Annotated in this window: 18 protein-coding genes; 12 read left to right on the top strand and 6 right to left on the bottom strand. The window is 62.0% G+C overall.

The genetic code is table 11. From position 1 onward, the window contains the following. Positions 1–140: 140 nt before the first annotated feature. On the top strand, positions 141–1,787 hold the full coding sequence (locus LH365_RS03415) for a M28 family metallopeptidase (protein WP_226744806.1): 1,647 nt from the start codon (positions 141–143) through the stop codon (positions 1,785–1,787). 162 nt (positions 1,788–1,949) lie between these two features. On the opposite strand, the gene phhA is transcribed toward LH365_RS03415, so the two are convergent. The 3 genes from phhA to LH365_RS03400 form a co-directional block, all read right to left on the bottom strand. Beyond that, positions 1,950–2,831: a phenylalanine 4-monooxygenase gene (gene phhA / locus LH365_RS03410; protein WP_226744805.1), complete on the bottom strand. Its 882-nt coding sequence runs from the start codon at positions 2,829–2,831 to the stop codon at positions 1,950–1,952. Between the two features lie 11 nt (positions 2,832–2,842). Beyond that, positions 2,843–3,154, bottom strand: a complete 312-nt coding sequence (locus tag LH365_RS03405) for a 4a-hydroxytetrahydrobiopterin dehydratase (RefSeq protein WP_226744804.1) — start codon at positions 3,152–3,154, stop codon at positions 2,843–2,845. A gap of 107 nt (positions 3,155–3,261) precedes the next feature. After that, positions 3,262–3,564 (bottom strand): hypothetical protein, encoded by a 303-nt coding sequence (locus LH365_RS03400; RefSeq protein WP_226744803.1) that lies wholly within the window; start codon positions 3,562–3,564, stop codon positions 3,262–3,264. Positions 3,565–3,667: 103 nt separating this feature from the next. Here LH365_RS03400 and LH365_RS03395 point away from each other — a divergent pair, with 103 nt between their 5' ends. The 11 genes from LH365_RS03395 to LH365_RS03345 all read left to right on the top strand — a co-directional run bounded on the left by LH365_RS03395 (position 3,668) and on the right by LH365_RS03345 (position 14,742). Beyond that, complete coding sequence (locus LH365_RS03395; RefSeq protein ID WP_226744802.1) at positions 3,668–3,988, top strand: metalloregulator ArsR/SmtB family transcription factor; 321 nt, start codon at positions 3,668–3,670, stop codon at positions 3,986–3,988. Continuing rightward, positions 3,975–4,985 (top strand): SRPBCC domain-containing protein, encoded by a 1,011-nt coding sequence (locus LH365_RS03390; RefSeq protein ID WP_226744801.1) that lies wholly within the window; start codon positions 3,975–3,977, stop codon positions 4,983–4,985. The genes LH365_RS03395 and LH365_RS03390 overlap by 14 nt, the downstream gene beginning before the upstream one ends. A 211-nt stretch (positions 4,986–5,196) precedes the next feature. After that, the gene (locus LH365_RS03385) at positions 5,197–7,389 is read left to right on the top strand and encodes a DUF6311 domain-containing protein (protein ID WP_226744800.1); all 2,193 of its coding nucleotides are present in this window, start codon (positions 5,197–5,199) and stop codon (positions 7,387–7,389) included. Positions 7,390–7,559: 170 nt separating this feature from the next. Then, positions 7,560–9,632 (top strand): DUF6311 domain-containing protein, encoded by a 2,073-nt coding sequence (locus tag LH365_RS03380; protein WP_226744799.1) that lies wholly within the window; start codon positions 7,560–7,562, stop codon positions 9,630–9,632. Between the two features lie 193 nt (positions 9,633–9,825). After that, positions 9,826–10,299, top strand: coding sequence for a transcription elongation factor GreA (gene greA, locus LH365_RS03375; protein WP_226744798.1), 474 nt, complete (start codon positions 9,826–9,828; stop codon positions 10,297–10,299). 127 nt (positions 10,300–10,426) lie between these two features. Continuing rightward, positions 10,427–11,479: a mitochondrial fission ELM1 family protein gene (locus tag LH365_RS03370; protein WP_226744797.1), complete on the top strand. Its 1,053-nt coding sequence runs from the start codon at positions 10,427–10,429 to the stop codon at positions 11,477–11,479. A 206-nt stretch (positions 11,480–11,685) separates the two neighbouring features. Next, entirely contained in the window at positions 11,686–12,672 is a 987-nt protein-coding gene (trxB, locus tag LH365_RS03365; RefSeq protein ID WP_226744796.1) for a thioredoxin-disulfide reductase, read from the top strand. 242 nt (positions 12,673–12,914) lie between these two features. Continuing rightward, complete coding sequence (locus tag LH365_RS03360; RefSeq protein WP_226744795.1) at positions 12,915–13,472, top strand: 6-carboxytetrahydropterin synthase; 558 nt, start codon at positions 12,915–12,917, stop codon at positions 13,470–13,472. Beyond that, complete coding sequence (gene folB, locus LH365_RS03355) at positions 13,463–13,816, top strand: dihydroneopterin aldolase (protein ID WP_226744794.1); 354 nt, start codon at positions 13,463–13,465, stop codon at positions 13,814–13,816. The genes LH365_RS03360 and folB overlap by 10 nt, the downstream gene beginning before the upstream one ends. Then, positions 13,813–14,343: a DinB family protein gene (locus LH365_RS03350; protein WP_226744793.1), complete on the top strand. Its 531-nt coding sequence runs from the start codon at positions 13,813–13,815 to the stop codon at positions 14,341–14,343. Before folB ends, LH365_RS03350 begins: the two co-directional genes overlap by 4 nt. A 12-nt stretch (positions 14,344–14,355) precedes the next feature. Next, complete coding sequence (locus tag LH365_RS03345) at positions 14,356–14,742, top strand: hypothetical protein (protein ID WP_226744792.1); 387 nt, start codon at positions 14,356–14,358, stop codon at positions 14,740–14,742. 51 nt (positions 14,743–14,793) lie between these two features. Here the strand turns inward: LH365_RS03345 and LH365_RS03340 are convergent, their stop codons facing one another. From LH365_RS03340 to uvrB, 3 genes are all read right to left on the bottom strand, one after another. Continuing rightward, on the bottom strand, positions 14,794–15,393 hold the full coding sequence (locus LH365_RS03340; protein ID WP_226744791.1) for a DUF3617 family protein: 600 nt from the start codon (positions 15,391–15,393) through the stop codon (positions 14,794–14,796). A 133-nt stretch (positions 15,394–15,526) separates the two neighbouring features. After that, positions 15,527–15,931, bottom strand: a complete 405-nt coding sequence (locus LH365_RS03335; RefSeq protein WP_226744790.1) for a hypothetical protein — start codon at positions 15,929–15,931, stop codon at positions 15,527–15,529. A gap of 301 nt (positions 15,932–16,232) precedes the next feature. Continuing rightward, a complete protein-coding gene (gene uvrB / locus LH365_RS03330) occupies positions 16,233–18,404 on the bottom strand; it encodes an excinuclease ABC subunit UvrB (RefSeq protein ID WP_226744789.1) in 2,172 nt (723 codons plus the stop codon). Positions 18,405–18,863 lie beyond the last annotated feature (459 nt).

Raw genomic sequence — 18,863 nt, 5'->3', positions numbered from 1 at the left:
AGGTCTCCACAATGGGGTAGGCGGAGATAAAGATGCAGTCAGGAAAGCGAAAAGCACCATAAGCCGGGCATGAATAAGGCGGCACCTTGACACCCGCTCTGAGGCCTTTAGCTTCATTTGAAACTTAAGGATTTCCCCGCATGTCTCTCCGCCCCTTTATGGCAGCCAGCCTTCTGGCCCTGTGCCTCTCCGTTCCCGCCCTCGCCGCTCCGAAAGCGCCCGACATTTCCGGCGAGCGCATGTCCGCCGATGTGAAGGCGCTGTCCGATGACAGCTTCGAAGGCCGCGGCATCAATACGCCCGCCGAACCCCTGACCATCGACTATCTGTCCAAAGGCTTCGCGGCAGCGGGCTTTCAGCCGGGGGGCAAGGACGGCGTGTGGACCCAGGCCGTGCAACTGCGTCAGTTCACGGTGCAGAACCCCGCCGTCTCGCTGACCACCGGCGGTAAGACGACCCCCCTGACCCCCGGCACGGATGTGGTCGTTTCGACGCGCGGCGCGCTGGGGGACGTCAATTTCAAGGACACGCCTCTGGTCTTTGCCGGTTACGGCGTCACGGCCCCTGAGCGCGGCTGGAACGACTTCAAGGACGTCGACGTGAAGGGCAAGATCGTCGTCGTCCTGATCAATGATCCGGACTTCTACGCCCCAGAAGCCAATACGTTCGGCGGCAAGGCGATGACCTATTACGGCCGCTGGACCTATAAATACGAAGAAGCCGCCAAACACGGCGCGGCGGGCGTGCTCATCGTCCACGACACGGCAGCGGCCTCCTACGGCTGGACCACGGTGAAAAATTCGTGGAGCGGCCCGCAGTTCGACATCGTCCGCCCCGATCCGTCGAAGTCGTTCACCGGCCTCGAAGGCTGGCTGTCGGCCGAGGCAGCGCAGGCCCTGTTCGCCAATGCCGGGCTTGACCTCGAAGCGCTGAAGGTCGCCGCGCGCTCAAAAGACTTCAAGCCGGTAGATCTCAAGACCACGCTGAGCGGCAGCTATCAGGTGACGGCGAAGGAGATCGTTTCGCACAATGTCATCGCACGCCTGCCCGGCACGAAGCACGCCGACGAGACCGTCGTCTACGGCGCGCACTGGGACCATATCGGCATCGGCGCGCCCGACGCCAATGGCGATAAAATCTTCAACGGCGCGGTCGATAACGGCACGGGCATTGCCGCCCTGCTCGAACTGGCCCGCGCGTTCGGAAAGGCTCCCAAGCCGGAACGCAGCGTGGTGATGATCGCCTTCACCGCCGAAGAAAGCGGCCTGCTGGGTTCGGAATATTACGCGTCGAACCCCGTCTATCCGCTGGAAAAGACCGTCGCCGGCATCAATATGGACGCGCTGAACGTGTCGGGGGCGACGAAGAACATCGTGGTCGTCGGCAATGGCCAGTCGTCGCTGGAAGACGATCTGGGGAGCTTCGCCAGGGCGCAGAACCGCATCCTGTCGCCGGACGAAACGCCGGAAGCCGGTTACTTCTTCCGTTCGGACCACTTCCCCTTCGTCAAGCGCGGCGTGCCGATGCTGTATGCCAAGGGCGGCAAGGACCTGATCAAGGGCGGCATCGAAGCGGGTAAGGCGAAAGACGCCGATTATCGCTCGAAGCGCTACCATCAGGCCGACGACGAATGGTCGGCGGACTGGGACATGGCCGGGATGGTCGAGGATGTGACGCTCTACTATCAGATCGGCGTGAAACTGGCCAATTCACGCGAATGGCCGCAATGGCGCCCGACCTCGGAATTCAAGACCGCCCGCGATAAATCGACCGATCAGAGGAAGTAGTCGGTCTTTCATACCTCCCCAGCTTGCTGGGGAGGGGGACCGCACGAACTTGCGTAGCAAGTGAGATGTGGTGGTGGGGGTTCTTCTACTAAAAACAGGCTTTCTGTTTCAAGTTTTGCCCCCTCCGTCTCGACGCGCTGCGCTTGCTCGCCACCTCCCCCGCTACGCAGGGGAGGAGGATCGATGATACTCCCCCGTGCCCTTGTGAAATACCCGGTCCGTGGCTTCGATCCGGCCCGGCGTCAAATCCGGCAGCCCGGCCAGCGCCGCATAGACCGGCCCGAAGTCCATCCGAGCGAAATCCAATAGCGCATCGATCGACGGCAGGACGAAATACCCCTCCTGAAAATCATCGATGCGGTAGACGGTGCGCATGACGCGCGCCAGCTCGAAACCGATACGGTTGGGCGACCGGCTTTCCAGCGCGAACCGCGTCTCGGTGAAGGACGACAATATCCCGGCCCCGAAGATGCGCACGCCGCCCGCCTCCTCGACCAGACCGAACTCCACCGTGTACCAGTAGAGCCGCGCCAGCCGGTCCAGCACCCCCAGCCTCTCGGCACGCAATCCGCCTTCGCCATAGGCCTGCATGAAGTCGGCCATGACCGGGTTCATCATCATCGGCACGTGACCGAACAGGTCGTGAAAGACGTCCGGCTCGACCAGATAGTCCAGTTCGCGCCCATCGCGGATGAACTGCCCCGCCGGAAAGCGCCGGTTGGCCAGATGATCGAAAAAGACGGCGTTCGGCACCATGCCGGGAACGGCCACCACCGTCCAGCCGGTCCGGCGGTACAGGACTTCGCTCAGATCGTCGAGGTCAGGGATGGCCTCCGCCGTGATCGGCAGTTGCGATAACCCGTCCATATAGGCGGCGCAGGCGCGGCCTCCGATCGTCTGCATCTGGCGCTCGAACAGGGTGCGCCAGGTGGCGTGTTCCGTAGTCGTGTAGGCCCCCCAGTTCTGCGGGATGGTCCAGTCGGGACGGTCGGGCACATAGCCGCCGATGATGCCGTGACGCGCGGGTTGTGCCTGTGTATCCATCCCTAAGCCTCTTATGTCGTCCTGAAATTAGCCGCCGCGGCGTCGATGGCCGTAGCCAGTTCCAGATCGCGGTCGGTCAACCCGCCCGTATCGTGGGTGCTCAGCCGGATCGATACCTTGTCATAGACATTCGACCATTCCGGGTGGTGGTCCATCACTTCGGCGACGCCCGCCACCTCGGTCATGAAGTCGAAGGCGGCCGAGAAATCGGCAAACTTCAGATCGCGTTTGATCGCCTTGCCGCCGTCCTCCACCGCCCACAGCGGCAGGGTCCGGGACAGGTCGGCAATCTGTTCATTCGTCAAAGGCGTAGCAGCAGGCATGGCGGTTCCTTCTCCCTGGATGATCCCCCCGAAGTTCGAGAAATTCTTTCTTATTTTTCGCTGTGAAGGGCATTCCGCAAAACAAATTTCCGCGAAAGACGCCTTGCCTAGTCATACTTGCTGCGGCGGCTGGCGGCACCCGCGCTGCCCCCACCCCAGATGAAGGACAGGCCGAGCAGAAAGCCGAAATCGTACCAGCCCCCTTTGTTGGGCATGGCGTAGATGCGGATGTCGTGATCGAAGATATGGCCGATCAGGGCGAAGGGCGCGATGGCGCCGTGGACCAGCCCCATCCAGAAGCCCGGCACCGTAGGCGCGGCGGGTGCAGCACCCTGTGTGGCGCAGGCGGCGAGCATCAGCACCGCTCCCGCAATCAACAACGGCAAACGCATCCGGCGATACACAGTCATGGCAAGGCCCTCCCGACACAGAGGAAACGGTGAGAACGCCGCTCTGTCAACACCGCATCATTTTTGAATTGACTTAATTAAGTTATAACTTAATTATTACCGCATGGACAGTTTCATCGCCCTTGCCGACCCCACGCGCCGTAAGATCGTCGAGCATCTGGCCTCAGCGCCTCAGATGGCCGCCGGCGATATCGCCGCGCGGTTCACCCTGTCCAAGCCCGCCATCTCCCAGCACCTCAATGCGCTAAAGGCCGCCAACCTCGTGACGGTCGAGGTGCGCGGGCAACAGCGCATCTATCGCCTCAACCGCGACGGGCTGGACGAGATGGATGCGTGGATCGCCCGCACCCGCCGCCACTGGACGCAGGCGCTCGATACCCTTGAAACCCTGTTGATGACGGAGAATCCGGATGAGCCTGACTGAAAAGACCGATGTGACCCCGCGCCGCGACGGCAAGCTGTTCGAGGACGGCACGCTGGTGTTCGAACGCCTGCTGCCCGGCCCGATGGCGCGCGTCTGGTCCTACGTAGCCGACGGCGAAAAACGCGCCAGATGGATCATGGCCGGCGACATGACGCGCACGGGCCGCCATACGATGACCTTCAACCACACCGAACTGTCGGGCGAAGTCGCCCCGGACCGCTTCGCCGTGATGCGCGAACCCGTGTGCTTCACTGTCGAGGTGCTGGAGGTTTCGCCGCCGCATCGTCTCGTCTTCACCTGGCCCGATCACGATAATGCCCCGCCGGAAAAAACGGGCACTGTTACCATCGAACTGAAGCCCGTGGGCGACCGCGTCCTGCTGCGCCTGACCCACACCCATCCGACGGCCGTGCGCCATCAGATGCGCAACCACACCGGCGGCTGGCATACCCATCTCGATCTTCTGGAAGACGCGCTGTCGGGCCTGGGTCCGCGTCCCTTCTGGACCACCTTCGCCGGGGTCGAGGCCGACTACGAACGGGCGCTGGGCGGGCGCGAACACAACACCGTCGCCGTGACGGTCGAAAAGGACTTCACCGCCCCCGCCGCCAAAGTCTTCGCCGCCTGGCTCGACCCGGCCATGGTCAGCCGCTTCATCGTCGGCCCTCAGGTGCGCGACGAACATCTGCTGGGCGTCGATCTCGACCCCGTGCCCGGCGGGGCGTTTTCGTTCAAGGTGGAACGCAGCGGTCAGGCCATCGACCATATCGGTCATTACTATGAGATCGAAACCCCGCACCGCCTCAGCTTCAGTTGGGGCATAGCCGGTGAAAGCGACCCGCGCGACAGCCGGGTGACGATTCGCATCGCGGAGACGGCAAGCGGTTGCCGGCTGACGCTCACCCACGATATGCGCCTCGAATGGGCCGATTATGCCGACCGCACCCGTGACGGCTGGACCTTCATGCTGGACAGGCTGGACGCCATTCTGGGCTGAGGTCTCCGATAAAAAACGTTTGAGGCGCGGTTTCGGAAGGAATCGCGCCTGAATTTTGTCCTGACCTGAATTTTGCCCTGATTTAAGGTTTGATCACGCAACTTGTGATGTGCGGCGATTTCGCTATGATGCGCCGCACATTTTGCTGACCCTATCCCATCATAATCGATAGAGCCGTCCCATTCGTATCCCGTCCTATTTTCCGCATGTCGTGACCTGGGCCCGCCGCCTCCTGACCGTGGCGATGCCCTTTCTCCTGTTCAGCCTGTTTTTCCACGTTGAAATTCTTGATCCGACGCGGATCGGCTGGCTGCTGGACGAAGACTGGGGCCAGCACGTGCTGGGCTGGCACGCCTTCCGCAACGTGCCGTGGGCGTGGCCGTTCAACTATCAGGACCTGCTGGCCTGGCCGACGGGCATATCGATCATCTATACGGACTCCAATCCGTTCTTTTCCTTTATCTTCAAGGCGCTGAGCCCGCTCCTGCCCGATAACTTCCAGTTTATCGGGCCGTGGTTCCTGCTCTGCGTCGTGATGCAGTTCTTTTTCGCGTGGAAGCTGGTGCGTCCGCATGCGCCGGGGCCGTGGTCGGCTCTGGCCGGCGCGATCATCATGTCGCTGCTGCCCGCCCTCTATTACCGCATGCGCCACGATACGCTGGTGGCGCATTTTCTGATTCTGTGGACCCTGTGGATCTTCTTCAACGTCAGGGACGAGCGCAGGAAGAACATCTGGTACGCCACGGCGCTCGGCCTGACCGGCTTCCTGCACCCGTATATGCTGTTCATGATGGCCGCCGTGTGGGGCGCCGACGTGCTGCGCATCTTCTTGCCGGCGGCAAAGGCCATGGATCGCAAACGCGTGCTGACCATCCTGCGCGACGCGGCGCTGGTCTTCATCTGTCCCTTCATCGCGCTCGGCATTTCAGGGGCCTATTCGGGCTCCTCGGCCGAAGCGCGCGGTTTCGGCTTCTATTCGATGGGTCTGGACGCGCCGTTCAACCCGGTGCAACCCGACTTCTCCTTCTTCATCAAGGCCCATCCGCAGGATATGGGGCAGTATTTCGAAGGCTATCAGTATATGGGCCTCGGCATACTGGGCCTGCTGTTCGGCGCGCTTCTGCTGTACCAGATCACCTTCTCGGCCCGTCAGGCGCGTCCCTTTATCGACAGCGCCAAGCCGCTGATCATCCCCTTCATCTGCCTGTTCGTCATCGCCATCTCGCACCATGTGCAGTTTTACGACATCGTCCTGCTCAAGCTGCCGCTGCCGAAATACCTGCTGGAAAAGCTGGCCGTGCTGCGCGCCTCGGGCCGCTTCTTCTGGCCCATCGCCTACACGCTGATCCTGATCGCGCTGGTCATCGTCTACAAGTCGCGGCCCAAGGTGATGAAGGTCGCCCTGCCGCTGGTCATCGTCGTGCAACTGATCGACCTGCAGGGCTTCATCGCCGCCATGCGCAAGCAGACCGAACTGGCCACCAGCACGGTCATCTTCGATCAGGCCCCCGACCCCATCTGGGACAAGCTCATTTCCGGCGCCAGGGGCGTGGACTTCTATCCGGCGCAGGTCCACCTGAACGACAAGCTGTTCTATGAGATCGCCTGGCGCGCCGTGTCGCAGCAACGCTACGTCAACACCATGTATCAGGCGCGCGAGAATGTCGAACAGCGCGCCATCGAGTTGAAAGGCCGCGAAGCCTATCTCGAAGGCAAGATCAACAACGACAACCTCTACGTCTTCCTCAACCAGTGCATCGCCCCGGCCAATCTCCAGCCGCTGATGCGCGAGGTCGACGGCGTGTGGATCATCCCGCCGCAGTCGATGCGCAACCTGTCCCTCGACCTGCCGGAATGGAAGCCGATCAAGGCGCGCATGGGCTTCGGCTACCTCAATCAGGGCTCGTGCCTGCTCGACAAGAACTGGGCCGCCCCCGAAGCCGACGGCGCGTGGACGCTGGGCAAGCGCTCCGAACTGGTCATTCCCATTCAGGAAATCCAGTTCGAGGACGACGCCCGTCCGGTCAAACCGTCCATCCGTCTGGTGGCCAAGAGCTTCTTCCGCCCCATGACGGTCGATGTCCTGATCAACGGCCGCAAGCGCGCGACGATGGAACTGGAAAAGATCCGCTCCTATCAGGACATTCCGCTGCCGCCGTCGGTGTTCAACCGTCCCGACATGAAGGTGACCTTCATCGTCCGCGACCCGCTGTCGCTGAAAGAGTTGGGCCGTGGTGACGATGAACGTCAATGGGGTATGAAGCTGTTCCGCCTGACGATCGAGGACGCCGCCGTGCGCGAAAAGCAGGAGGCCGAGAAGAAGGCGAAAATCGCCGAGGCTCAGGCCGCCGTGAAGGCTCAGCCCGCCGGCATCACCGCCGGCCAGCAGGCCCCGCAGAAATGATAAAAAGCCCGTCTCAATGGCGGGCTTTTTTAATTCGCCATGCTTGTTTTACGACACACCGCTCTTTAGACTACATAATGCCGAGGGGGCGGTCATGTCCGGAAAGACAAGACGTTGCGTGAGTTTCAAACTGCGCGGACGCCTGCCGTTTGACATACCGTGAGGATGACATGCCCGACAGTTCGCAATCCGTGCCCTATCGCCTGGCGCTGTTCGGCACGCCCCTGTTTCTGTTCTTCATCTTCTTCAACCCGGCCATTCTCGACCCGACCAATACGGGTTGGCTGATGCGCGGCGACTGGGCGCAGCATTTTCTCGGATGGCACGCCTATCGCAACGGTGCCGACGGTTTCAACCATCAGGACCTGCTGGCCCACCCCACGGGTTTGAGCATCCTCTATACCGACTCCAACCCGCTTTTTTCGTTACCGCTGAAGCTGATCAGCCCGCTGCTGCCGGCGGATTTCCAGTTTATCGGTCCGTGGTTCCTGCTGTGCCTGTGCCTGCAATACGTCTTCGCCCTCAGACTTGTGGAGCGCCATGCGCCCGGTCCGTGGGCGGCTCTGGGCGGCGCGTTGCTGCTGTGCCTGCTCCCCACCCTGTATAACCGAATCGGCCACGACACGCTCTTCGCGCACTGGCTGATCCTGTGGTCGCTCTACGTCTATTTCGAGGTTCACACGCCGCGCGGCAAGGCCATCGGCTGGGCCGCCAACCTGACCGTCGCTTCGCTCGTGCACCCCTATCTGCTGATCATCTGCCTGTTCATCTGGGGCGCGGATCAGGTGCAGGCCCTGTCGCGTATCCGGCGCGCGCGCGATCTACCGGCCCTGACATACCTGACGGCGGCCGCCGTCGTCAGCGCGGCCCTGAGCCTGACCGCCCTGTGGGCCGGCGGGGCCTTTTCCGGCACCAGCCCGGCGGGCGACGGCTTCGGCATCTATTCCATGGGGCTGGACGCGCCGTTCAACCCGTCGGGCCTGCCGTCCTTTCTGTCCTTCCTGCCGAAACAGGAGCCGCGTCAGGCCTTCGAAGGCTTCCAGTATCTCGGCGTGGGCATACTGCTGCTGATCGGCACGGCCTGGTGGCTGACCCGCCGCGCCCGCAAGTCCGGGGAAGAGACGCCCGTGACCGAGGCTTCCGCCGACGTGTTCGCCCGCGCCCGTGCTTTGAAATGGGTGCTGATTGTGCTCACTGTTCTCGCGGTCTCCACCAAAATTCAAATCTTCGGCAAGACCCTTGTCGATATCCCGCTGCCCGAATTTGCCGTGCCTGTCGCTGGTGTCATCCGGGCGTCCGGTCGCCTGTTCTGGCCGGTCGCCTATACCCTGGTCTTCCTCAGCCTCATCGTCGTCTACCGCTCGCCGAAACGCCACATCCTGCTGGGGGCCGCTGTCGGATTGCAGCTTCTCGATGTCGGCGCTTTTGCCGGCTATATCAAAGGGATTACGGCGCGCGCCTCCGACCGTACGGTGCTGACCCTGGCTACCCGTACGGAATGGGAAAAGCTGATCGGCGCCAGCACGCAGGTCAATTTCGTCCCGCCCAATCCGCACATCAGCCTGCCGCGCTTCTACGAGGTCACCTATCGCGCCGTTTCAGCCGGGGTGCCGGTCAACACCATGTACGCCGCCCGTCCCGACCTGCGTCAGGAGGCGCTGGAGTTTGAAGGCTACAGCCGGTTCCTCAAAGGGGAAGCCCGGCCCGATCAGCTTTACGTCTATCTCAATCCCTGTCCGCCGCCCGCAGCGCTGCGGCTGCGTCTTCGCGAACTGGACGGTTACTGGATCCTGCCACCGGCCAGCGCCGCGACGATTGGCCGCGCCCCCGTCTATCCGACCTTTCCTCTCAACCAGATGCAGGACGTGGCAAGAGACAAGCCCTCGACCTGCGGGTTCGGCGCGGACTGGGCTTTGGCCGAAGAAACCGGCATCTGGACGCGCGGGGACAGCGGCATCCTGACCCTGCCGGAAGAGGTGTCCGCCCCCGCCGGCAGCGAAATCCGCCTGACCCTGAACACCCGACGCCCGTCTCAGGTTACGGTCTTTGCCAATGACGCAAAGGTCGGCGCCTACGCACTGACCAAGAAGGCCGTCACCCACAGCTTCCGCCTGCCTCAGGCCGTTTCAGGGGGCCTGCGTCTTCGCTTCGTCGTCACCGATCCGCCGTCAGCGGACAAGCCCGTGCCCGCCGAACTGAAACGTGTAAAAATTTCACAGTTGGGGCTGTTTACGACGCCTTAAATCCCTATCTGAAACAGGATTTGTTTTTTCGGCCGATTTAGGCTAAGAAGCGTCCCCCGCTTCGCATGTGCGCTCTGGACAGCGCGCGGCAAGCGGGTCAGTTTTATCACAGGCTTACCGGCCGGTCGCAGGCACCCTCGACCGTTGCCGGTTCTATTATCTTTAACTCAGGGTGTTTCAGAAACAATCGCACATGGAAAAAGTGCCGATGACCGCCGCGGGCTATAAGGCCCTCGACGAAGACCTCAAGCGTTTGAAGTCTATAGAGCGTCCCGCCGTTATTGCCGCGATCTCCGAAGCGCGCGCGCACGGCGACCTGTCTGAAAACGCGGAATATCACGCGGCCAAGGAACGTCAGGGCTGGATCGAAGGTCAGATCGCCGAGATCGAGGACAAGATCAGCCGCGCCCAGGTGATCGACGTTTCGAAGCTGTCGGGGAACAACGTGAAATTCGGCGCCACGGTCACCGTGGTCGACGAAGACACCGAGGAAGAAGGCCGCTATCAGGTCGTCGGCGAGCACGAAGCCGACGTCAAGGCGGGGCGCATCTCGCTGACCTCGCCGCTGTCGCGCGCCATGATCGGCAAGGAAGTAGGCGACGTGGTCGAGGTCAACACCCCCGCCGGCGTCAAGGCCTACGAAATCCTCAAGGTCGAATGGATTTAAAATCCTCTCACATTGCGGTCTGATGATCGGAATGTGTTCTCGATATAGACAAACTCCGGCTCGGTAAAACCCGTCGCCGGAGTTTGGCATATTTCATACCTCGCCTTCGGCAAGGAAGGTGTCCGCTGTGCTCAACGCACCCGTCACGACCGAAGAATCGCTGAAGATTCCCGCGGACCGCCCCCTGATCGTCTGGGCGGTGTCGGACGGTCGCGCCGGCATCCATAATCAGGTGCTGGGACTGGCCGAGGCCATCGCCGCCCTTACCCCCACCCAGATCGTCGTGCGTCATATCCGTTATCGCCGGATGTTCGACCGCTGGCCCACCGCCATGCGTCTGTGGCCGGACGTCATGCTCAAGCGCGATTCCGACCTGATCGGCCCGCCCTACCCCGACATCTGGATCGCCGCCGGGCGCGCCACCCTGCCCCATTCGCTGCGCCTGCGCCGTCGCTCTCAGGGCAAGACGCTGGTGGTGCAGCTTCAGGACCCGCGCCTGCCCTCCAATCGCTTCGACATGGTCATCGCGCCCAGGCACGACGAGGTGAAGGGCGAAAACGTCCTGTCGCTGCTGGGCTCGACCCACCGCGTCACAGCGGAGCGCCTCAGCCGCGAGGCCGCGCCGTGGGCCGAAAGTCTTTCCAAATTCGAAGGTCCCTTCGTCGCCGCCCTGATCGGCGGACGCTCCAAAAGCCACGACATATCCGCCGCCCGCGCCGAAACCCTCGTTCAGCAGATTCGTGCGGCGGTGAAGCCGAAGAAAGCGACCCTGCTCCTCAGCGTTTCGCGCCGCACCCCCGAAGACGCGCGCAAGGTGCTGACCGAGGGGCTGAAAGACCTCGACGGCCTGATCTACGACGGACACGCTTCGACTCCGGGGGACAACCCCTATTTCGCCTTCCTCGACGCCGCCGACCACATCCTCGTCACCGAGGATTCGGTCAACATGGCCACCGAAGCCGCCGCGACGGGCAAGCCGGTGCACATCCTGCCTATGGATGCCCGCAATGCCGGGGCCAAGTTCGGCCGCTTTCATCAGGGGCTTCAGGCATACGGCGCCGCCCGTCCATGGTCGGGCGAACTGCGCGCGTGGAAATACACCCCGCTGGACGAGACCCGCCGCGCCGCCGAGGCCGTGCTGGCGCTTTATGCCGAAAAACACCCCGCCGAAAAACGCTAAAGAGCCTTCGCGAGGGATGACAAGGCGGCAGCCGGTCATTATCTAAGGGACCGACTGGACTGACTCGCACATCCCTCCCTGTTTACGGGGAGGGGGGACCACGAAGTGGTGGGTGGGGCAGGCCACCTGAAACGCCCCCTCCGCCTCGGACAAGCCGAGGCACCTCCCCCGCTATTGCAGGGGAGGATGTAAAGCAGAGACAGATCATGACCACTCCCCGTAATATCCGTTGCGCCATTATCGGTTCCGGCCCGGCCGGCTGGACGGCGGCCATCTACGCCGCGCGGGGCCTGCTCAATCCGGTCGTCTTCACCGGGCCGCAGACCGGCGGTCAGCTCACCATCACCACCGATGTCGAGAACTATCCGGGCTTTGCCGAGGTCATTCAGGGCCCGTGGCTGATGGATCAGATGAAGGCTCAGGCCGAGCACATGGGCACCGAGGTCATCTCAGACATCGTGGTCAAGGCCGACCTCAGCGCGCGCCCGTTCCGCCTCGAAACCGACGCCGGCAATGTCTATCTGGCCGAAACCGTCATCATCTCCACCGGCGCGCAGGCCAAGTGGCTGGGCCTCGATTCCGAAAAGACCTATCAGGGCTTCGGCGTGTCGGCCTGCGCCACCTGCGACGGCTTCTTCTATCGCAACAAGACCGTAGCCGTGGTCGGCGGCGGCAATACGGCGGTCGAAGAGGCGCTGTTCCTCACCAAGTTCGCCTCGAAGGTCTATCTGATCCATCGTCGTGATTCTGTGCGTTCGGAGAAGATTCTGGCCGAACGCATGTATTCGGAACCGAAGATCCAGCCGGTGTGGAATTCCGCCATCGACGAAATTCTGGGGGAAACCAACGAGTTCGGCGGCGCCAGCGTCACCGGCGTGCGCGTGAAAAACGTCAATACCGGTGAAACGCACGAACTGCCGCTCGACGGCGTGTTCATCGCCATCGGCCACGCGCCCTCGTCGCAACTGTTCCAGGGCCAGCTCGAAGTCAATGCCGGCGGCTATCTCAAGGTCGAACCCGGCACGCCCAAGACCGCCATCAAGGGCGTCTTTGCTGCTGGCGACGTCACCGACGACGTCTACCGTCAGGCCGTCACCGCCGCCGGCATGGGCTGCATGGCGGCGCTGGAAGCCGTGCGCCTGCTGGCCGAGGAAGATCACCACCGTCAGGACGCCAAGATCGGCGCGTGGTAGGGTTTTTTAAACCACGGAAAGCACAGAAAGCACGGACTTTGAGCGCGTCAGACGTCTGTGCCCGAAGGGCTATATAGACGATGCGGCAAACTGGGTTCAGGTGCTGCGCGCCGACCTCGCCACGCAATGAAGTCCGTGATGTCTGTGCTTTCCGTGGTTCAAAATCTATCTTCTACAGCGTCGTAATTTGACTCGCGCGGGCTTTTGCGCTTTTAGCTGCCGCTCAAGAAAAGGCCCTATCCGTGCAAATTCAGTTCACCCGTCGTTTTTCCATGGCCCACCGGCTGCTGGCCGATCGCGCATCCAAGTGCGCGACGCCGCACGGCCATAACGAATTCGTACGCGTGACGCTGAAAGCCCGGTCCGCCGACACGGTGAAATGGGGTCAGGCCAATTACGCCCAGAGCTTCGACGCCCTGAAACGCGACTGGCACCGCTTCGTCGATGACTCGCTGGACCATGCGTTTCAACTGGGCAAAGCCGACCCGATCATCGGCTTCTTCCGCGCGCACGAGCCGGACCTGCTGCCGCGCCTGCTGATCATTCCGGGCGACCCGACGACCGAGGCCGTGGCATTGGCCCTCTATCACAAACTCAACGCCATCCTCGCCGCGCAGGTGCCGGATTTCGAATGCGTACGCTTCGAGATCGAGGAAACACCGACCAATACGGTCATCCTCACTCCGGACGACCTTATCGGCGCGCCGCGTCTGGCCGACTGGTGCCATCGTGCCGATATGAGCCTCAACGATCTGTTGCCGCCCGAAGCCTGGACCCGAAAGGACGGCGCATGTCTCTGAAAACACGCCACGTCTTCGTCGAAGGCCTGAAGGTCGAGGCCGCCATCGGCATCTACGACTACGAGCACGGCCGCACCCAGCCGCTGATCATCGACGCCGAGATCCGCATCGGCCTGCACGCGATCAAGGGGCTGAAGGACACGCTGAACTACGAGATGATCGGCAATCTGGCGCGCGAACTGATTGCGCGCGGCCATATCAAGCTGGTCGAAACCTTTGCGGAGGACCTCGCCGAGGCCGTGCTGGCCCTGCCGCAGGCGCTGGAGGTGCGCATCCGCATCTCCAAGCCCGAAGCCCTGGCCGATGCCGACCGCTCCGGCTGCGTCGTGGTCGTGACCAAATGAGCCACAAGGCGCATCTGGAGCTGATGGCCCGCTATAACCAGTGGATGAACGGCAAGCTGCTGGACCTGATGGCCGCGCACCCCGACACCGATTTCCACGCCGATAACGGGGCCTTCTTCGGCTCGGTGTGGGGCACGCTCAACCACCTGATCGTCGCCGACCTCATCTGGATGACCCGCCTGAACGGGCACCCGACCGGGGCCGCCGTGGCCGCCGTGCGCGATTTTCCGGTGCCCAAGGGCCTGAGCGACACCCTCTACAACGACCTGACCGCCTTCGCCACCGCCCGGCGCCAACTGGATGCCGTGTGGCTAACCTATGTCGACAGCCTCGATGAGGCCGCCCTCGGCACGCCGTTCAGCTATCGCCGCGTCAATGGCGACGCCCATACCAAGCCGCTGGGGCTGGTGCTCAGCCACCTTTTCAATCATCAGACCCACCACCGCGGCCAGATTACGACGCTTTTGTCGCAGATGGGGCTTGATATAGGCGTGACGGACGTGCTTGTTCTGGTGCCTGAACTTTAATCTGGACCGCTTATGACCCCGCCCGCCGCCGCCCGCACAAAACTCAGCGACACGACGATCATCCCGATCGTCAACTATCTGCTGCTGTTCTTTCTGATTGTCGGCGGTATTTCGGGCGTCATCGCCATCACCCTGATCTATCTGTTTCAGGACGAGGCCCCGGACTGGCTCAAGACCCACTACGCCTTTCAGAAAAAGACTTTCTGGGTCGGCATCGGGGCTTTCGTGCCGCTGGTCGTGCTGCTGACCTCGCCGATCATGTCGAGCATGGTGCTGGGCGGCCTTGTGTTGATCCTGGTCTTCGGCCTGTTTCTGTGGATCGTCGGACGCAGCACGGTAGGCTTCAATCACGTCTTCCACAAACGCCCCATCCCCAACCCCAAAAGCTGGCTGATTTAAGCACACCTTAGAAAAGATGCAGCGGCTTTCGGGTTCTGGTGCGCGATCCGATTAACGGTTCGGCTTACTGGGCTCTTGACCCGGCTCGCGGCCGGCCATGTCGAACAGGTTGAAGCTGACATCCCCCGGCAAGGTCACGTCGCCCGGCTTCTGATCGGCCTTGCACGCGCTCAGGCGCTTCGACCTGATGGTCATGTTGACGACGCGGTTCATATGAGCCAGCGCCGCGCCGGTCGTCTGGGTGCGCAAGGTCATCGTGTAGTCGCGCGTATAGTCGCCGGTGATGTTCCCCGACACCTCCATCTTGCCGCCCGACCCCATATTGCATTCGGCCAGCAGCCCCCACGAGCCGTCGTCCAGATGGCTGACCGCCGTATTGTGGCAGCGGTCGCCATTGAGATCGGTGCCGGTGATACCCAGTTCCTTTTCCGTGGCGGCGTCGATGCAGATGCGCATGGTCTGGGCCTGACTTTCGGAACCCTCTTCGCTGAGCGTCGTTTCCCACAGTCCGGCCTGACGCGACGGCAGGGGCTCCTGCGGCTTCGGCGGCGGCGGTGCGACGGGGGCCGGTTCGGGCGCGGGTGCGGGCGGCTCTTCCTTTTTGCCGCAGGCCGCCAGCAGCAGAAGCGGCGCCAGTAGCGATACGGCCAAGCCTGCCTTCAAATCCGCGCGCATCGCCTGTTCATCCTGTCCCGTTACGGAAGCGTCAAGATGTAAGGGCAAAACACCAGACAGGCGAGTCGAATTATGCATCCGAAACGCCGCAAGCGTCTTAAAAACAGGCCTACAGGCTCTTTTTCGTCACGATGCGCAGGGTTTGCAGCGTCCGCGGCAGTTCGTCGGCCAGACGACGGCTCAATTCACGCGCCCCGACCGGATAGGCCTCGCCGCCTTCGGCAATTTCGTGCGCCATCTTGGCGGTGGCGTCGATGAGGATTTCCAGTTCGGCGATCTGTTCGCGCGCCAGCGACTTGGCCTCTTCCTGCAGGCGGCGCACGCGCTGGGTGCGGCTTTCACGCGCCGACACCGTGGCGTCGACCAGCGATTGCAGGCTGTTCCCGGCATTAAGGTTCACCGGAACGACATTGATGATTTCGCCGGTCGGCTCACCGCCGCCGCCCATCAGTTCGGCTTCCATCGGCACGCTCTTTGTCGAGGGCGGCACCACATTCAACCTGGTTCTACGCATATCACACCCCAACCTCTTATATGTGCACCCCAAAATGTCCCGACGACAGCCGTTTTGAAACGCGGCAGGGCCACTGACCGTAGGGTTATGCACAGTATAGGCCACAGAGTGAGGCATTTCGCGGCGAAAATCCAGCGGGTTTCGTCTCAAACTGGCACATTTTCGTAACAGGGGCGTGACGCACATGTCTCAGTTGTCCATAGAGACGTCGACAGGCCTATGATACCGCCGGCGGGTCATTCGTCCCACCGCCGCCTATCATAGTCATCTGGCTTTGATAGGATCGGCTTTCGGACAAGACCTAACTATCATCGCCGCCGATCATATCGCGGGCAAACTCCAGATCGAGCAGTTTAAGCCGCTTGACCTCGTCGCGCAGGCGCGCCGCTTCCTCGAACTCCAGATTGCCGGCGGCTTCGCGCATACGCGTCTCCAGATCCTTCAAGGTTGCCTGGAAATTGGAACCAAGGAAGGGTTTGGCGTCCTTGGCCGCCACGCCCACCGGCACCTGCACCCGGTCGGCCTTTTCATACGGGCTGTCGAGAATATCGGAAATGCCGCGCTTGACGCTTTCCGGCGTGATGCCGTGTTCGGCATTATAGGCCATCTGCTTGTCGCGACGACGGCTGGTTTCGGCCAGAGCGCGCTCCATCGAGCCGGTCATCTTGTCGGCATAGAGGATAACGCGGCCATCGACGTTACGCGCCGCGCGGCCGATGGTCTGGATCAGCGAGGTTTCCGAGCGCAGGAAGCCTTCCTTGTCGGCGTCGAGTATGGCCACAAAGCCACATTCGGGGATGTCGAGGCCTTCGCGCAGCAGGTTGATCCCCACCAGCACGTCGAACGCCCCCAGCCGCAGGTCGCGGATAATCTCGATGCGCTCCAGCGTGTCGATGTCCGAGTGCATGTAACGCACGCGGACGCCCTGCTCGTGCATATATTCGGTCAGATTTTCGGCCATCTTCTTGGTCAGAACGGTGACCAGAGAACGATAGCCCTGTTTAGCCACTTCGCGCACCTCAGCGATGACGTCGTCGACCTGATTGGCGCCGTCCTTAGATACCGGGCGGATTTCTACCGGCGGATCGATCAGGCCGGTCGGGCGGATAACCTGCTCGGTGAACACGCCGCCGGTCTGCTCCATCTCCCACTTGCCGGGCGTCGCCGATACGTGGACGGTCTGCGGCCGCATGACCTCCCATTCCTCGAACTTCAGCGGACGGTTGTCCATGCACGACGGCAGGCGGAAGCCGTATTCCGAAAGCACCGACTTGCGCGCGAAGTCGCCGCGATACATGCCGCCGATCTGCGAGACGGTGACGTGGCTTTCGTCGACGAACAGCAGCGCGTTTTCCGGCAGGTATTCGAAGAAGGTGGGCGGCGGCTCACCCGGCGCGCGGCCCGTCAGATAGCGCGAATAGTTTTCGATACCGGCGCAGGCCCCCGTCGCCTCCATCATTTCGATATCGAAGGTGGTGCGCTGCTCCAGCCGCTGGGCCTCCAGCAGCTTGCCCTCGGCATGAAGCTGATCGAGCCGCAGCTTGAGTTCGGCCTTGATGCGGTCGATGGCCTGCCGCAGGGTCGGGCGCGGTGTGACATAGTGGCTGGCGGCGTAGATCTTGAGGTCTTTCAGGTCCGCCGTCTTTTTGCCGGTCAGCGGATCGAATTCGGTCAGGGCCTCGATCTCGTCGCCGAACAGCGACACCCGCCAGGCGCGGTCTTCGTAGTGGGCCGGGAATATCTCGATGACGTCACCGCGGCGGCGGAAGGTGCCGCGCTCGAACGCCGCGTCATTGCGCTTATATTGCAGCGCCACCAGATCGGCGCGCAACTGCGCCTCATCGATCGTCTGCCCCACCTTCAGTTCGAAGGTCATGGCCGTATAGGTTTCGACCGAGCCTATACCGTAGATGCACGACACCGAGGCCACGACGATGACGTCGTCGCGCTCAAGGATGGCGCGCGTCGCCGCATGGCGCATGCGGTCGATCTGCTCGTTGATCGACGAATCCTTCTCTATGTAGGTGTCGGTGCGCGGCACATAGGCTTCGGGCTGATAATAGTCGTAGTAGGAGACGAAATACTCGACGGCGTTTTCCGGGAAGAAGGCCTTGAACTCGCTGTAGAGCTGGGCCGCCAGCGTCTTGTTGTGCGCCAGAATCAGCGCCGGACGCTGGGTCGCCTCGATGACCTTGGCCATGGTGAAGGTCTTGCCCGACCCGGTCACCCCCAGAAGCACCTGATCGCGCTCGCGCGCCTCGGCGCCCGCAACCAGTTCGGCGATGGCCGCCGGCTGATCGCCCGCGGGCTCATAGGCCGAATGCAGCACGAAGCGGCGGCCGCCGTCGGACTTCTCCGGGCGCTGGGGCCGATGAGGCGACCACAGGGCCGGCGGAAAGTCCTGCGCACCGACTTCGGGCGCGAGGCGGCGGCCATCTGCGAAGATGAGGCGGGAAAGATGAGAACAGTTCATGAACACAACATAGCGTGCCTCAAAAAAAAGAAAAGAGGCGGCAGGCGGCTTTTCGCCTGCGGGTCCCGATGCGCCCTGCGGACGGCTTCAAGTTTTCGTGAGGCGGCCCCGCCTGCGGGATTCATTCGGGATTCCAGTGCGTTGAAACCTCAAATTAAGGATAACAACGTTCTATACATTGCCCGCCGATCAGCTTCACTTTAGCGTCATATGAGTAAACTTCGTTAAATTGTAATTACCCCGAAACGCTGCGCAACCATTATGAATATCGCAAGAAAAAATCCACGAAGCTTAACTCTCGAATACTGTATAAAATGAAAAGTCGTTGCCCCGCACATCTTGACAAAAAATGGGCGCAGAGTGAGAAAAATTCTCATGACCCCCCCCTCTGAACTGACGCTCCTTTTACGCGATTGACCTAAAAACACATTTTTGCCACATTTATCGATATAAGACGGG

Source organism: Asticcacaulis sp. AND118, from assembly GCF_020535245.1.
Taxonomy (GTDB): domain Bacteria; phylum Pseudomonadota; class Alphaproteobacteria; order Caulobacterales; family Caulobacteraceae; genus Asticcacaulis.
This window is presented reverse-complemented; position numbering and strand designations above follow the sequence as displayed.

What these genes read in the sequence shown, in the direction of transcription:
- LH365_RS03415 (WP_226744806.1), top strand. Translation starts at nt 141, where the DNA reads ATGTCTCTCCGCCCCTTTATGGCAGCCAGCCTTCTGGCCCTGTGCCTC.
- phhA (WP_226744805.1), bottom strand. Translation starts at nt 2,831, where the DNA reads ATGGATACACAGGCACAACCCGCGCGTCACGGCATCATCGGCGGCTAT.
- LH365_RS03405 (WP_226744804.1), bottom strand. Translation starts at nt 3,154, where the DNA reads ATGCCTGCTGCTACGCCTTTGACGAATGAACAGATTGCCGACCTGTCC.
- LH365_RS03400 (WP_226744803.1), bottom strand. Translation starts at nt 3,564, where the DNA reads ATGACTGTGTATCGCCGGATGCGTTTGCCGTTGTTGATTGCGGGAGCG.
- LH365_RS03395 (WP_226744802.1), top strand. Translation starts at nt 3,668, where the DNA reads ATGGACAGTTTCATCGCCCTTGCCGACCCCACGCGCCGTAAGATCGTC.
- LH365_RS03390 (WP_226744801.1), top strand. Translation starts at nt 3,975, where the DNA reads ATGAGCCTGACTGAAAAGACCGATGTGACCCCGCGCCGCGACGGCAAG.
- LH365_RS03380 (WP_226744799.1), top strand. Translation starts at nt 7,560, where the DNA reads ATGCCCGACAGTTCGCAATCCGTGCCCTATCGCCTGGCGCTGTTCGGC.
- greA (WP_226744798.1), top strand. Translation starts at nt 9,826, where the DNA reads ATGGAAAAAGTGCCGATGACCGCCGCGGGCTATAAGGCCCTCGACGAA.
- trxB (WP_226744796.1), top strand. Translation starts at nt 11,686, where the DNA reads ATGACCACTCCCCGTAATATCCGTTGCGCCATTATCGGTTCCGGCCCG.
- folB (WP_226744794.1), top strand. Translation starts at nt 13,463, where the DNA reads ATGTCTCTGAAAACACGCCACGTCTTCGTCGAAGGCCTGAAGGTCGAG.
- LH365_RS03350 (WP_226744793.1), top strand. Translation starts at nt 13,813, where the DNA reads ATGAGCCACAAGGCGCATCTGGAGCTGATGGCCCGCTATAACCAGTGG.
- LH365_RS03345 (WP_226744792.1), top strand. Translation starts at nt 14,356, where the DNA reads ATGACCCCGCCCGCCGCCGCCCGCACAAAACTCAGCGACACGACGATC.
- LH365_RS03335 (WP_226744790.1), bottom strand. Translation starts at nt 15,931, where the DNA reads ATGCGTAGAACCAGGTTGAATGTGGTGCCGCCCTCGACAAAGAGCGTG.
- uvrB (WP_226744789.1), bottom strand. Translation starts at nt 18,404, where the DNA reads ATGAACTGTTCTCATCTTTCCCGCCTCATCTTCGCAGATGGCCGCCGC.